This is a genomic window from Pseudarthrobacter woesei, from assembly GCF_055412745.1.
In genome coordinates this window covers 29474-43571 of the sequence record NZ_JBVAYU010000006.1, presented here as the reverse complement: position 1 = coordinate 43571, position 14098 = coordinate 29474, and the positions used below count along the sequence as shown (strand labels likewise).

Below are 14098 nucleotides of genomic sequence, written 5' to 3'. Positions count from 1 at the left end.
CCTGCCACCGCATCCCAAGGAACCCCATGAAAACGATCCTCATCGGAACTGCCGCCGCCGTCGCCGCCTTACTGGCGCTGACTGCCTGCGGCGGCAACGCCCAATCGGCGCCGGACACGGCAAGCGCCACCTGTCCCGGCGGCGAAATCAAGTTCGGCATCGAGCCCTACGAAGACCCGGCAAAACTCAAGCCCGCCTATGACGTCCTCGCCGCGGCGCTCGAAAAGAAGCTGAACTGCCCGGTCAAGGTCCAGGTAGTGGAGGACTATGCCGCCGAGGTGCTGGCGATGCGCAACGGCAAAATGGACCTGGGCCAGTTCGGACCCCTGGGATACGTGTTCGCGAGCCAGCAGGCCGGGGCTGAGCCGCTGGTTTCCTTCGGCACCGCGGAGAGGCAACTGAGTACGTACACCGCCGGTATCTGGGTAGCCAAGGACAGCCCCATCACGGATATCAAGGGCCTCAGGGGCAAGTCCCTGGCGCTGGGCAGCGTGGGGTCCACGTCAGGGGATGTCCTTCCCCGTTTCGGGCTGCGCGAAGCAGGCATCGCCGATGCAGACCTCAAGATGGACTACACGGGCGGCCACCCCGAAGCACTTCTTGCCCTGAAGCACGGCAAGACGGAGGCCGCGGAAATTAACTCCCAGACCCTGGCCACTGCCGAGGCTGCCGGCACATTCACAAGGGAGGACTTCCGCCGCATCTGGACCTCGGACCCCATCCCCAACGACCCCATCACGGTCCGTGGCGACGCCGATCCGGCCTTCAAGGAAGCCGTCAAAGCAGCGTTCCTGGACCTCGATCCGGCAGACGTCGCCAAGGTGGGCGAGTTCCTCGACGTGACACCTCCGGGTCCCCTTCTGCCGGTGACCAAGGAGAACTACGCGCCGCTGTTTGACCTGGCCAGGACCATGGACCTTTCCGACGAGGATCTCTGATGCAGCCGCTACTGAGCGTCAAAGGACTGGACAAGTCCTTCGCGGGCCGGACCGTACTCAACGGCGTCGACTTCAGCCTGCGCGCAGGTGAACTGGTCGCTTTCCTGGGCGCCAACGGCTCCGGCAAATCAACCACCCTGCGCTGCGCCATGGGCATCTCCCGGCCCGACGCCGGCAGCATCAGCATCGACGGCGTGGATCTTTCGACGCTGCAGGGCCGCGCGCTGCAGCACGCCAGCCAACGCACGGCCATGATCTTCCAGAAGATCCACCTTGTCCGGCGCCGCACAGCCCTGGATAACGTTTGTGCCGGCGCCCTTGCAAGAATCCCCACCTCGCGATCGCTGAGCCCACTGTTTTTCCCCGCCGGCATCCGGCAGGAAGCACTGGAATGCCTGGACCGGGTGGGGCTGGCGGACCGCGCCCTGGACCGGGTAAGCCGGTTGTCCGGCGGCCAGCAGCAGCGTGTTGCCGTTGCCCGTGCCCTCTGCCAGCGCGCGGACATCGTCCTGGCCGACGAGCCCGTTTCCGCCCTGGATCCGCACGCCGCCGAACAGGTCATGGCCCTGCTCCGCGACCTGGCCCACAATCAAGATCTTGCTGTTGCTGCCGTCCTGCACCAGCCTGACCTGGCGCTGCGGTACGCTGACCGGTCCATCGGACTGCTCAACGGAACAATCGCCTTCAACCAGGTCTCCGCCGACGTCAGCCCCGAGCAGCTGGACGAGCTCTACGCTCCCGACCGGAGGCTTGCGGCATGAACCAGGAAACCTCCATCCCCGGCGCGGCGGAAGTCCGCGCGGATGCCCGGCTGCTGAAGAAGCCCACACGATGGGTGACGACGGCGGGCGTCACTGCCGCCGTCGTCGGCCTCCATCTGTTGGCCTTTCAAGGGACGGACTTCCAGCCCGGGCTACTCGTGGACGGGTGGAAGGGCATGGCAGCATTCGTCGGCGATGCGTTCCCGCCGGACCTCGACTGGGCCAAGACCATCAAACCCGGGCTTGACGCCACGCTGGTCACGCTGTGGATCGGGCTGCTGGGCACCACGCTGTCGGTGCCGTTCGCCCTGCTCCTAGCTGTGCTGGCAGCCAACACCACCACGCCGCACCGGCTGGTCTATCAGGCGGCGCGCTCGGTGCTGTCCTTCTTCCGGGCCGTGCCGGACATCGTGTTTGCGCTGATCTTCGTCACGGCCGTGGGACTTGGACCGTTCGCGGGCGTGCTGGCCCTGATCTGCCACAATACCGGCGTGATGGGCAAGCTGTGGGCGGAATCCATGGAGGAGATCGACGCCGGCCCGCAAGAGGCGCTGCGCACGGCGGGGGCCAGCCGCATCCAGCAGGTGGCCAACGCAACGCTTCCCATGGTGGTACCGCAATTCGTGGGCTTGCTGCTGTACCGCTTCGACGTCAACGTCCGTTCATCGCTGGTCCTGGGCCTGGTGGGCGCCGGCGGAATCGGCCTCCTCATCAACCAGGCCATCAAATCCTTCCGCTTCGATGCCATGCTCACCCACATCATCATCGTGCTCGTCCTGATCATCGTTGTGGACCAGTTCTCCGCCTGGATCCGGCGCCGCCTGGCGGACTAAGCAGCGCACTGGACCTGCCTCCGCGGACGGCTCCCCGGCGGCCCCGGCGCCCCTTCACCCGGCATTCACCCGCGATCCATGTACAGGCTCTCCCTCGTCCAGCCGGCCCCGATAGATTTCCGGACATGGACATTTCACGCAGATCCCTCATCACTGCCGGCCTGGGGGCAGGCCTTGTCATCGCCGTCCCGGGGACCGCCATGGCCGTTCCATCAACCGCGGCCGACTCCGGCCTCAGGACCGATCCGTTCACGCTGGGCGTCGCTTCCGGCGAGCCCTGGCCGGACGGTTTCGTTATTTGGACGAGGCTGGCACTTGACCCGCTGGCCGAGGACGGCCTGGGCGGCATGCCGTCCCGCAGCGTCCAGGTCGCCTGGGAAGTGGCGGAGGACCCCCGGATGGAAAAGATCGCCGCACGCGGCAGTCAGAGCGCTGTCATCGACGAAGGCCACTCCGTCCACGTCGAACTGCGCGGGCTGAAGCCCGGCAGGGAATACTACTACCGTTTCCGTGCGGGCCGCCATATCAGCCCCACCGGCCGGACACTCACCAGCCCGGCCCGGCATGAGACGCCGGCATCCCTGGCCATGGCGTTCGCCAGCTGCGCCCAATACGAGCACGGGTATTTCACGGCGTACAAGCGCCTCGCCGAGGACCACCCTGACCTCGTCCTGCACCTGGGGGACTATCAGTACGAATACAAAGCCAACTCCTACGTTTCCGCCGGCGGGAACGTCCGCGACCACCAGGGCCCGGAGACGGTAACCCTGGCGAACTACCGGCAGCGCCACGCACAGTACAAATCCGACGCCGATCTGCAGTCAGCGCACGCGGTGGCGCCCTGGCTGGTGGTCTGGGACGACCATGAAGTGGACAACAACTGGGCGGACGAAATTCCGGAGAACAGCGATCCTGCGCAAATGAACGATACCCGCGAGAGGTTTGTGCAGCGGAGGGCAGCCGCGTTCAAGGCCTACTACGAAAACATGCCCTTGCGTGCATCATCCGTCCCGTCCGGGGCAGACATGAAGATCTACCGCCGCGTGCAATGGGGCCAGCTCGCCAACTTCCACATGATGGATACGCGGCAGTACCGCGACGACCAACTGGCCGGCGACGGCTGGAAGAAAAACGTCCAGGCTCGCCTGGACGAAGCCCGCACCATTACCGGAGCCGAGCAGGAGCAGTGGCTGCTGGACGGATTCCGGAACTCGAACGCCCGCTGGGATGTCCTGGGCCAGCAGGTGTTTTTCGCCGAGCGTGACCGCAACCAGGCCGCGGATATCGACGACGTCTCGATGGACGGCTGGGACGGCTACGCGGCCTCACGCCGTCGCATCACCCAGGGCTGGGTGGACGCGAAGGTGCGCAACGCCGTCGTACTGACAGGCGACGTCCACCGCAACTGGGCCAACGACGTCAAGGTGGACTACAAGGACCCGGCTTCCCCTGTCGTCGGGTCCGAGCTGGTCTGCACGTCCATAACGTCCACCGGGAACGGCTCAGGCTCTACCGCGGATCCGGTCATGGCCTGGAACCAGCACCTCAAGTTCTACAACGACCAGCGGGGCTACGTGAACACCCGGATCACCAAAAACTCATTTCAGGCGGACTTCCGGGTCCTGGACTACGTCACCGAGGCAGGCTCTCCGGTGGGCACCAAAGCCTCCTTCGAGATCCAGGACAGCGTCCCGGGCCTGCAGCCCCGCGGCTAGGAACGCCGGAAGCGGCAGGCAGGCGGCGGAGTTCGCGGCTCCCGCGGCGGAGGTTTAGGGCTTAACGGACGACGGCGGGAGGTGGTTGCCTCCCGCCGTCGTCCGCTTCTTCCTGCTACAGGTTGACCGTTTCGAGGTTGGCTTCGCCGTGGTTGAGGCTGAGGGTGAACGTGTTGGGGCCGCTGGCGTGGACGGCGATGTTGCTCTTGGCGGTGTTGTGCCGGACCGAGAGGTCGTGCACGAGGGCGTCCAGCTCGTGGTGCATGGTGGAGCGGTCCCAGAGCTTGTGGGTTACGGAGTTGGCAGTTTCAAACGTCATTGTTGAGTGCTTCCATTCAGAAATCCGGATGTCCGGCTGCCGCACCGATGCGGAGCCGCCGTAGGGCCAAACCAGGAACGCCCGAGGCTTTGGGCGGCTCTGCGAGCTCACCGGTTTGGCCTCATTGCGTCCACCAGGATGGGTAAAACGTCGCCGCTGGTCCACTGCCTCGGCTTGGCGTCGGAGCGGTCAGGGCTGCTGCGGCGGGGAAATTGCGTTCCCTGCCGTGCCTTTCCATAGTGCACAGCCCGGCGCGGGTGTCTCAAGCTGATTTGGCATTTTTGCCCGTGAGTCTCATCACAGCCGGCCGGCTGCAAAAAAAGCGACGACAGCGATGGGGCCGATCCTGCAGCACATCGGCACCGTGACGGGCGCGCGTTTTTCGGCGCCCACGCCCGTGCCCCGCCGTGTGTCCGCCGGTGTCTCAGCTCGGCAGATAGGCGCCGGCGGTCTCTGCCTCGGCCACGGTATTTCTTCCCGCGGCTTTGGCAGCGTACAGGGCGACGTCGGCCTCGCTCAGCAGCTGTTCGCTGCTGACGCGGTGTCCGGATGAGTAGGCCGATATGCCTGCACTCATGGTCAGGACGCCGAGGGGGCCTCCGGAGTGCAGAATTCCCAGGGCCTGGACCGCCGCCCTTGCCCGTTCCATGGCCATTCGGGCCCCGGACATCGTCTGGTTGTGCAGGATCAGGAGGAACTCCTCCCCTCCGTAGCGGTAGACGCCGTCGCTGGTCCGGGCATGGCCGGCGAGTGAGTCCGCGACGGCCTGCAGCGCAGCGTCACCGGCGGGATGTCCGTAGAGGTCGTTATAGCTCTTGAAATTGTCGACGTCGCAAAGGGCGACGCAATAGTCCCGCCCGTACCGCTCGCTGCTGTTGTGCAACTGTTCGATGTCTTCGGAGAGCTTGAGCCGGTTGGAGAGCTTGGTCAGCGGATCCCTGCGTGCCTGGTCGGCCAGGGCGGTGCGGTAGCGGGCGAGGTCCGTGTGCAGCGACGTCACCCTGAGGGCCACGAGAAGGCGGGTATGAAGTGTGAAGGGGTCGAGGGGCTTGGTCACGTAGTCGTCAGCCCCGGCCTCTAGCCCTGCCAGGACATCGTCCTGCGACCCGTGCGAGGTCACCAGGACAAGGTACGTGTACGAGTCCTTTTCGGTGGACCGGATGGCCCGACACAGAGCCAGCCCGTCCAGCCCCGGCATTTTCAGGTCGGTCACCACAACCTCCGGCCGGTGGCTCTGGAACAGCTCCCAGGCCGCGTCGCCATCGGCGGCGACAATGCATTCGTGTCCGGACTGCTCCACCGCTGCCTTCGCGACCAGCCGCGAAACGTAGTCGTCGTCCGCTACCAGGACCTTCATGGCGTCTCCGCCAGTGCATCGCCCAGCGCCGCGTCGACGAGGGTGAGTTCTGCTTCGAGCCGCGTCATCAGGTCCGGGTGGTCGTGATCCGGGGTACCGGCGTTGCATTCAAGTTGGTGGCAGAGCGCCGCCGCCCGATTGGCGCCGATGCTGGCCGCGGCGCCCTTGAGCTTGTGGGCGGCCTCTCCGAGGGCTTCGCCGTGACCGTCATCGAGTGCCCGGCGCAGGGAGTCCAGGCTGGGTTGAATGTCCTGCCGGAAGGCTTCGGCGGCCTGGGGCAGCAGGCCGTGCCCGTCCGGTGCGCCGAGCGCCCGAAGGATCGTCAGCCTGGCCGGGTCGAGGACGGGCTCTCCTTCGCCGGGCGGCGGGACAGGGGGGATCCATCGAGCGAGTACTGCCTCCAGTTTGGCCAGATCCACCGGCTTGGAGAGGTAGTCGTCCATGCCTGCGCTGGTGCACCGTTCGCGGTCCTCGTCCAGGGCGCCAGCCGTCATGGCGATGATCGGCAGCCGGCGGCCGTTCCCGTCCCGGGCCCGGATGGCCCTGGTGGCCTCGAAGCCGTCCATGACCGGCATATGGCAGTCCATGAGCACGGCTGCGTACCGGACTTTCCCGGTGGCGGCGACAGCCTGTGAACCGTCGTCGACCAGGTCAACCTGGTACCCCAGCTTCGCGACCATGCCCCGCGCCACAAGCTGATTGACTTCGTTGTCCTCGACGACGAGGATCAGGCCGCGTGAGGGCTCGCTGTTTTGCGCGGGCCCCGTGCGGGCAACTGCTCGCCCGGACACGGCCCCGGACGCCGCTCCGGAGGGGGCGGCCACCAGGCGCATGAGCCGGTCGAAAAGCGCCGAGCTGCGCACAGGTTTGGTGAGCCATTCCCGGATGCCGGCCGCGGCAAGTTCCGCCCGGTCGACCTGCATGGTGGAGGTGAGCATTATCATCCGGGCGGACACCGCAGCTCCCTCGGTGCTGAGGGTGCGGGCAAGCTCCAGCCCGTCCATGTGGGGCATGCACATGTCCAGGACGGCGATGTCGTAGGGCCGCCCGGCGGCTTCCTCGGCCCTGGACCTGACCAGGGCCTCCTGGCCCCCCGTGACGGTGTCAGGTTTCATTCCCCAACCCGCCAGTTGCGATTCCAGGACCAGCCGGTTGGTCGCATTGTCGTCCACAACCAGCACCCGGAGCCCGGCAAGCAGGTCCGGCGGGAGTGCGGCGGGAGCCGGGGCAGCCGGCGCCACAGGCAGCGGGATGGCGAACCAGAAGGTGCTTCCCTGGTCCAGGGCGCTCGAGACACCGATTTCCCCGTCCATGGCCTCCGTGAGCCGACGCGAGATCGCCAGGCCGAGGCCGGTTCCGCCGAACCGGCGGGTGGTGGACGCGTCGGCCTGTGAGAAGGATTCGAACAAGCGGTCGTGATCGGCAGCGTCGATCCCGATCCCGGTGTCACGGACTTCGAAGCGCACCATGACGCGGCCGGCGTTCGCCTGGACAATATGGACGCGGACGGCCACCTCGCCGGAGGCGGTGAATTTCACGGCATTGGAGGCCAGGTTCAGCAGGATCTGGCGGATGCGGCCCGCATCGCCCACTAGCCGCGCCGGGACGTCGTGGTGGCAGTAAGCGATAAGCTCCAGCCGTTTGGCCTGCGCCGGTTCGGCCAGGAGCACGGCGACTTCTTCGACGAGCACGCGCGGATCGAACGGGGCGGGGTCCAGATCAACCTTGCCTGCCTCGAGTTTCGAGAAATCCAGGATGTCGTTGATCAGCGTCAACAGGGCTTCGCCGGCGCCCTTCACGCCGTCGGCATACTGACGCTGCGTCTCATCCATGTCCGTCTCCAGCAGCAGCGAGGTCAAACCGATGACGCCGTTCATGGGAGTACGGATTTCATGACTCATCGTCGCCAGGAACTCTGATTTGAGCCGGCTCGATTCCTCCGCCGCCTCGCGGGCCACCAGCAGCTCCGCTTCGGCTGCCCGGCGGGCGGTGATGTCCTGGGCAATCGTCGCTATCCCGCGGACGCCATGCTCGCCCCGGATGGGTGACACGGTCATCGAAACAGGCAGCACGGACCCGTCTTTCCTGACACGTTCGCTCTCGTAGCTGCAGCCATCCCCGCTGTCGAACACTCCCTTGATGGTGGCCAACTCGGACTCTCGATCATCCTCGCGCATGATGAACCCGCGGTTCCGGCCGATCGCCTCGGAGGCCTCGTAGCCGTAGAGCCGTTGCGCCCCGGGGTTCCAGATGGTGATCAAACCGTCGCTGTCCGAGCCAAGGATTGCGTCGTCCGAGGAATTGACGATCGCGCCCAGACCTTCAAGTTGCGCGGTGCGCTCTGCCACCTTCGATTCAAGATCACGGGTCAGTGTGACGTTTTGGTAGATAATGACAAACTGGCGCGCCGCGACCAGCACCACCACGGTCAGCCCGGTGAGCAGGAGGAACGGATCGTCTTCCTGCCGGAGACGGGCCGGGGACACCAGGATCGCGCCGGCCACGGGGAGATAGGGCAACAGTTCCATCGCCAGTGTGTAGACGCGCCGGTCAGACCGGCTTCGCTTCGTGTGCCGGGCGAACGGAGCCAGTGCTATCAGCAGGAACGCGGAGAACCACCCCGCTGCCAGCGGCGTTCCGGTCACCCCGGTGGCGCCTTCGAAGGTCAGCCTCACGAATACGCTGTCGGTCAGCGCCAGGACAAGGAGGCCGCCGCCCAGGCAAAGCCACCGCAGCCGGCCTTCGGGCGCACTGCGCATGGTCAGCACCAGAACCAGCGAACCGATGACGACATCAACGATCGGGTAGGCCACTCCGGTGAGGTGGGCGAGAAAATCCTGGCCGTCGGGCCGGGAGACCGGTCCAAGGACCGTGGCCCAGCTGATGAACAGCACGGCACTCGCGATGACCGCCGCGTCCAGCAGTGTACGCATGAGGGCGACGCCGGAGCCCTGGGTGCGCGGGAAGGAAAACAGGGCGATTGCCGCCGGTACCGCGTAGCCGAGAAATGCGGCGTCGGCCAGCGACGGGAAGGGATAGACGTTGTTTTGGGTGAGGCCGAAGAAGGTCCAGACGGCCTGCCCGGTTGCCCAGAGGGAGGTCGCGGCGGTCATGAACCGCCAGCCCCGTGCGTTTTCGCCGGGGCGCCGGGCAGCACTCGCGCAGCTTGCCACTGCGACGAGCGCGGCCAGCAGAACGGCGAAATTAGCGACCGTCAGCGCCAGTGGTGTGCCCGCGTTAGCGGCCAGGAATCCTGCCAGGGCTGCTACCGCCGTGCAGGCGGCAGCGATCAGCCAGCGTACGGGCACGCTACGGGACGCGTTCATGAGCGTCGCAGCGAAGCGACGGCCGGAACGCAGGGAAGGCCAGGCTGCGCTGCCCAGGCTGCCATCCCGGCACCGGCGTAGTCTGTCGATTCCCCCGGGAAATCACAGGGCGCGGCCCGCTTGACCCCGGCGGTTCCGGCCTGTCGAAGAGCTAACATGCATTTCCCAGCTGCCGGTCTATTCATAATGGACATGGTGAATCTACCGTCCCACACCGGGCAGAAACGCGTCCGGCGCGTTCGCGCAGGAAAACCGAAGGATCTTCATAGCATCCCTGTGGCTTTTCCCGCCGCCGGATATGCTCCCGAATGGACTGGCCGATCCGGGACCAGGCCCGCGCCACGATGACCCAGGGTCTACGGGACCGCGGCAGTGGCGGCAGCGGTCTGGGCGTACCTGTTCTTCATTGTTCTCGAAGGGCGCTCCCCGGTCATGCTGATCGTGGGAACGGTTCTGGGCCTGCTCTGCCACTCTTTTATGTACGGGCCCCAGGCAGCTTTCGTTGTTGAGCAATTTACGCCGCGGCTCCGCTCCACCGGCAGTTCGCTCGCTTACACCTTCGCGGGAATCATCGGCGGCGCCATCGCCCCGTTTATGTTCACCCTGCTCCTGAGCACTTTCCACAGCTGGCTGCCGGTCGCAATCTACGTCAGCGTTGCGTGCCTGTTGACCCTGGTGGGCCTTGCCCTCGGACGGGACTCCAATGTTGCCGAGGACGAGGAGTACCTGCAGTCCTCAGATGAAGTTGTGGAAAGCGTGACCCGATGAATCAGGCTCACGCCGGGGTGGCACCCTCCGAAGCCCGCTTGCAATTCCGCGACGGTCTGGTCACGCACACCTCCGGATGGAGCGACGGCTACGCCCAGGCGAATCTGATCGCGGTGACAGCCGACTACACCGACGAATTCATCGAATTCTGCCGTCTTAATCCCAAGGCCTGCCCCGTCATCGACGTCCTTCCGGCCGGACAGTATGAAAGCGTCCTCGCCCCTGGCTCTGACATCCGCAGTGATATCCCCGCCTACCGCGTGTGGGAGGACGGCAAAATCGTTGCGGAAGTTCCTGACGTTGCTTCGCTCTGGCGCGACGACATGGTAGCCGTACTCATTGGCTGCAGCTTCACGTTTGAAGCCGCACTCGCCAACGAGGGGATCCCGCTTCGCCACACCGAAACCGGCCGCAACGTCCCCATGTACCGCACGAATGTGCAGTGCACGCCGGCCGGCCGAATCCACGGTCCCATGGTCGTTTCCATGCGTCCGATGCTGCCCGGGCTGGTTGAAGCGGCCATAAGGGTGACTTCGGAGGTGCCGAAGGTCCACGGCAGCCCGGTTCACATCGGATCACCTGGGGATCTTGGCATCGCGGATATCACCCGCCCCGATTTCGGAGATCCGGTGGAGATCCGGCCGGGGGAAGTGCCGGTCTTCTGGGCCTGTGGCGTGACGCCGCAGAGCGCAGTGATGGCATCCAGACCCTCCTTCGCGATCAGCCATGCTCCCGGGCACATGTTCATCACTGATGTTCCCGAAAGCAGCTACCGAGAATCAGCAGGAGAATAGCCCGTGAAGAAGAGGATCCCGCCGGCCGAGAAGATGGCCCGAAGGGCAATAGGGCCATCGGGGCCGCGGCAGCAGGCGACCGGCACGCACTGCGAGCTGTCCGGCGTCTGGCAGAGCCCCGCTGGAGTGAACATCGTGTTACACGAGGGCCAGCTCCTCCCGAGTGATACCGGCAGAGAATGCGTGTGGACACATGTCGGCTTCCCGGCAAGCACATCCGATTCCCGTGATGCCTGGTTGGCAACTCCGGAGCATCACAGACTGTAAGTGCCGCAAGACGCCAGCGGACGACGGCGGCGCCTCCCGCCGTCGTCCACTAGCGTTTTAGTTCGGTCATCTGGCGGATGCGCCTGACGCCCAAGGTGAGGGCTATGGGAGCCGCGATGGTCGCAGCAGGCTGGGAGCGCCGGCGCGTTCTTGGTCGAGGGGCACCCGGCTGATCAGCACGGCCGGCCCACGGTGCAGTATGCCGTCCGAAAGCGGCTGGCAGCGAACACCTCCTCGCCCGCGCATGGCGGCGTGCGCGCCCGGGGCGAGCATCCGGTCCATCCAGGCACATGGGTGGGCAGGCCGTCCGGCCCTGAGCCGCACCAGATCTCCGCGCGTTTCCAGCGCGAATTCCGTGCCAAGCAGCGGAGCCAGGTGTGCCCCTCTGAGGACCACATTGCGCCGCGTCAGGAGGGGGTCAAACGGTGCCGTCCGCAGCTCCGCGGCCATAGCTTCGAGAGCCTCGATGGCGATCAAAGTGACGGCGGCATCCATATGCGCGGCCTTGCCGAAGAACCGATCGCCGACGATGCCCTTGCCGGCCACCAGCTCGACTCGCTCGGCGTCTGCCGTGGGGACCTCAGCTGCGCCCTCGCGCGCGCGGCCGAAGTATGCGTGCGCGGGGGACACGAGCAGATGCAGGACCTCGACGTCGTACCTGTAGCTTTCCGTCATGGGCTAAAACTATCCTCCATTGCAGTCACGGAGTGGGCACCCGAGACAATTGCGCTGCGCTTGTCGCATCGCGCTGCGCAAAATACCCTGTGCTACGCGAATGCCCGTAGCGCAGGGTATTTTGCGCAGCGAGGGCGCAGTTGCGCAGCGAAAATCACGCCGCCGCTTACCCCGAAGCGTCAGTCAGGGCTGCGGAACCCGCTGCACGTCCATGGCAGCCGACAGATACGGCCCGGATCCGGGTCCGTCCCGGCTGCCCATCGTGGCCATCCTTGCGGTAGCGTGCGACGAATTGCTGTCATGAACTACTACAGCCCGGCGGCGCAGGAACGGGTTCGGGACGCCGCATACGATGCAATCGAGAAAGTCCTCAACGGCATGTTCGATCCCCTGAGCCGGCATGCCCTCACGGCACGCTGGAACCAGGCCTGCGAGGCGATGGCGAAACACCTGGAAGCGCAGGACGACGGCGAAGAATGATTTCGTGATGCCCGGCTGCCCATGACATTCGCGCCCAGCCGGAACTTCACGGCAAGATGTGACTATGCCGAATACTGACCAGCAGCCCTGGGTGAAGAACTACCAGCCGGGAGTCCCGGCCGAGATTGAATTGCCCAAGGAGTCGCTTGTCGCGATGCTGGACCGGTCCGTGGCCGAGGCCGGCAGGGCCCCCGCGCTGGAGTTCTTCGGCCGCCGGACCAGCTACACCGAACTCGGAGAGCAGATAGACCGGGCCGCCGAGGGCCTGCGCCAACTGGGCGTGCGGGCCGGGGACCGGGTGGCCCTCATCCTGCCCAACTGCCCGCAGCACGTCGTGGCGTTCTACGCGGTGCTGCGCCTCGGCGCCGTCGTCGTCGAACACAACCCGCTGTACACCTCACGGGAACTCCGCCACCAGTTCGAGAACCATCAGGCACGCATCGCGATCGTCTGGGACAAGGCCGCGGTGTCCCTGCGGGAGTTTCCGTCCGATATCGAGATCGACCACGTCGTTTCGGTCAACCTGCTCGAGGCGTTCCCCGCCGTCAAGCGCCTCGCCCTGCACCTGCCGGTGAAGAAACTGCGCGAGTCCCGCGCGGCGCTGACCGGCCCCGCGCCCGGAACGATCCCGTGGAAGGAGCTCCTGGGCCACGGCGCCATCGACCCCGGACACCCCCGCCCCACGGTGGACGACCTCGCCGCCATCCAGTACACCTCGGGCACCACCGGCCGGCCCAAGGGCGCCATGCTCACCCACTTCAACCTGTATTCCAACGCCCTGCAAGGCGAGGCCTGGATGGCGGGAGCGGAGTACCGCAAGGAGATCTTCTACGCGATCCTGCCGATGTTCCACGCCTTCGGCATGACGCTCTACCTCACCTACGGCATCCGCAAGCAGGGCCTGCTGGTCCTGTTCCCCAAATTCGACCCGGACCTGGTTCTCGACGCGATGAAGAAGTCGCCCGCGACCGTCTACTGCGCGGTCCCGCCGATCTACGAGCGCACCGCGATGGCCGCCAAGGAGAAGGGCATCTCGCTGCGCTCCTGCAGGTACTGCATCTCGGGCGCCATGAACCTCCCGGACCACGTGGTGGAACTCTGGGAATCGGTCTCCGGCGGCCTCCTCGTGGAGGGCTACGGCATGACGGAATCCTCCCCGGTGGCGCTGGGCAACCCGTTCCACCCCACCCGCCGCAACGGCACCATCGGAGTGCCGTTCCCCTCGACCCTGATGAAGGTAGTCGATCTGCACGATCCCACGGCCGAGGTGCCGGCCGGCCAGCCGGGGGAGCTGCTGCTGAAGGGCCCGCAGGTCTTCCAGGGCTACTGGAACAACCCGGAGGAAACCGCCAAGACCCTAACCCCCGACGGCTGGCTGCGCACCGGTGACGTGGTGACCGTGGACGAGGACGGCTTCACCACGATCGTGGACCGTGCCAAGGAACTCATCATCACCGGCGGTTTCAACGTCTCGCCCACCGAGGTGGAGACGGTGCTGCGACTGCACACGGACGTCAAGGATGCCGCCGTCGTCGGCAAGCCGCTCGAACGGGGCGGGGAGATGGTGGTCGCCGCCGTCGAGCTCGAACCGGGCAGCACGCTGGACGAGGACGCCCTGCGCGAGCACTGCCGCGAGCACCTCGCCGGGTACAAGGTTCCGAAGCGGATCGTCGCCATCCAGGACATGCCGCGCTCCATGCTTGGCAAGATACTCCGCAAGCAGGTCCGGGAACAGGTACTCCCGGCGCTCTGAGCCCGGGGCGGGGTCGCCGGAAGCGTGCGAGTCGCCGGACTTCCGGCGAACTCGCACGCTTCCGGCGAATTCGGTGCATCCTCAGATGATGGGCGGCGCCCGGGCCGGCGGG

The 14098-nt window shown here is 66.1% G+C and carries 11 protein-coding genes and 1 pseudogene; 8 read left to right on the top strand and 4 right to left on the bottom strand.

The features are described from left to right. The first annotated feature begins 26 nt into the window (after positions 1 to 26). The 4 genes from ACZYZE_RS10325 (at position 27) to ACZYZE_RS10310 (ending at position 4247) form a co-directional block, all read left to right on the top strand. Entirely contained in the window at positions 27 to 938 is a 912-nt protein-coding gene (locus tag ACZYZE_RS10325; protein ID WP_459317329.1) for a phosphate/phosphite/phosphonate ABC transporter substrate-binding protein, read from the top strand. Then, a complete protein-coding gene (locus tag ACZYZE_RS10320; RefSeq protein ID WP_463907541.1) occupies positions 938 to 1699 on the top strand; it encodes a phosphonate ABC transporter ATP-binding protein in 762 nt (253 codons plus the stop codon). The genes ACZYZE_RS10325 and ACZYZE_RS10320 overlap by 1 nt, the downstream gene beginning before the upstream one ends. Continuing rightward, positions 1696 to 2532 carry a phosphonate ABC transporter, permease protein PhnE gene (gene phnE, locus ACZYZE_RS10315; RefSeq protein WP_459317331.1) on the top strand — a complete coding sequence of 279 codons (837 nt, stop codon included), beginning with the start codon at positions 1696 to 1698 and terminating at the stop codon, positions 2530 to 2532. Before ACZYZE_RS10320 ends, phnE begins: the two co-directional genes overlap by 4 nt. Before the next feature lie 125 nt (positions 2533 to 2657). Further along, positions 2658 to 4247, top strand: a complete 1590-nt coding sequence (locus ACZYZE_RS10310; RefSeq protein WP_463907540.1) for an alkaline phosphatase D family protein — start codon at positions 2658 to 2660, stop codon at positions 4245 to 4247. A gap of 115 nt (positions 4248 to 4362) precedes the next feature. Here the strand turns inward: ACZYZE_RS10310 and ACZYZE_RS10305 are convergent, their stop codons facing one another. The 3 genes from ACZYZE_RS10305 to ACZYZE_RS10295 form a co-directional block, all read right to left on the bottom strand. Then, the gene (locus ACZYZE_RS10305; RefSeq protein WP_459317333.1) at positions 4363 to 4566 is read right to left on the bottom strand and encodes a hypothetical protein; all 204 of its coding nucleotides are present in this window, start codon (positions 4564 to 4566) and stop codon (positions 4363 to 4365) included. A 424-nt stretch (positions 4567 to 4990) separates the two neighbouring features. Continuing rightward, on the bottom strand, positions 4991 to 5923 hold the full coding sequence (locus ACZYZE_RS10300) for a GGDEF domain-containing response regulator (RefSeq protein ID WP_463907539.1): 933 nt from the start codon (positions 5921 to 5923) through the stop codon (positions 4991 to 4993). Then, positions 5920 to 9249 carry a hybrid sensor histidine kinase/response regulator gene (locus tag ACZYZE_RS10295; protein WP_463907538.1) on the bottom strand — a complete coding sequence of 1110 codons (3330 nt, stop codon included), beginning with the start codon at positions 9247 to 9249 and terminating at the stop codon, positions 5920 to 5922. Before ACZYZE_RS10295 ends, ACZYZE_RS10300 begins: the two co-directional genes overlap by 4 nt. 354 nt (positions 9250 to 9603) lie before the next feature. On the opposite strand from ACZYZE_RS10295, the pseudogene ACZYZE_RS10290 reads away from it, so the two are divergent. Next, positions 9604 to 10017: pseudogene (locus tag ACZYZE_RS10290) on the top strand (MFS transporter); the annotation flags it as partial. Continuing rightward, entirely contained in the window at positions 10014 to 10811 is a 798-nt protein-coding gene (locus ACZYZE_RS10285; RefSeq protein WP_463907537.1) for a putative hydro-lyase, read from the top strand. The pseudogene ACZYZE_RS10290 and the gene ACZYZE_RS10285, both read left to right, overlap by 4 nt. Before the next feature lie 369 nt (positions 10812 to 11180). On the opposite strand, the gene ACZYZE_RS10280 is transcribed toward ACZYZE_RS10285, so the two are convergent. Then, complete coding sequence (locus tag ACZYZE_RS10280) at positions 11181 to 11753, bottom strand: MOSC domain-containing protein (protein WP_459317337.1); 573 nt, start codon at positions 11751 to 11753, stop codon at positions 11181 to 11183. Positions 11754 to 12053: 300 nt separating this feature from the next. On the opposite strand from ACZYZE_RS10280, the gene ACZYZE_RS10275 reads away from it, so the two are divergent. Further along, positions 12054 to 12233, top strand: coding sequence for a hypothetical protein (locus ACZYZE_RS10275; protein WP_463907536.1), 180 nt, complete (start codon positions 12054 to 12056; stop codon positions 12231 to 12233). A 64-nt stretch (positions 12234 to 12297) separates the two neighbouring features. After that, positions 12298 to 13986 (top strand): long-chain-fatty-acid--CoA ligase, encoded by a 1689-nt coding sequence (locus ACZYZE_RS10270; protein WP_463907535.1) that lies wholly within the window; start codon positions 12298 to 12300, stop codon positions 13984 to 13986. Positions 13987 to 14098 lie beyond the last annotated feature (112 nt).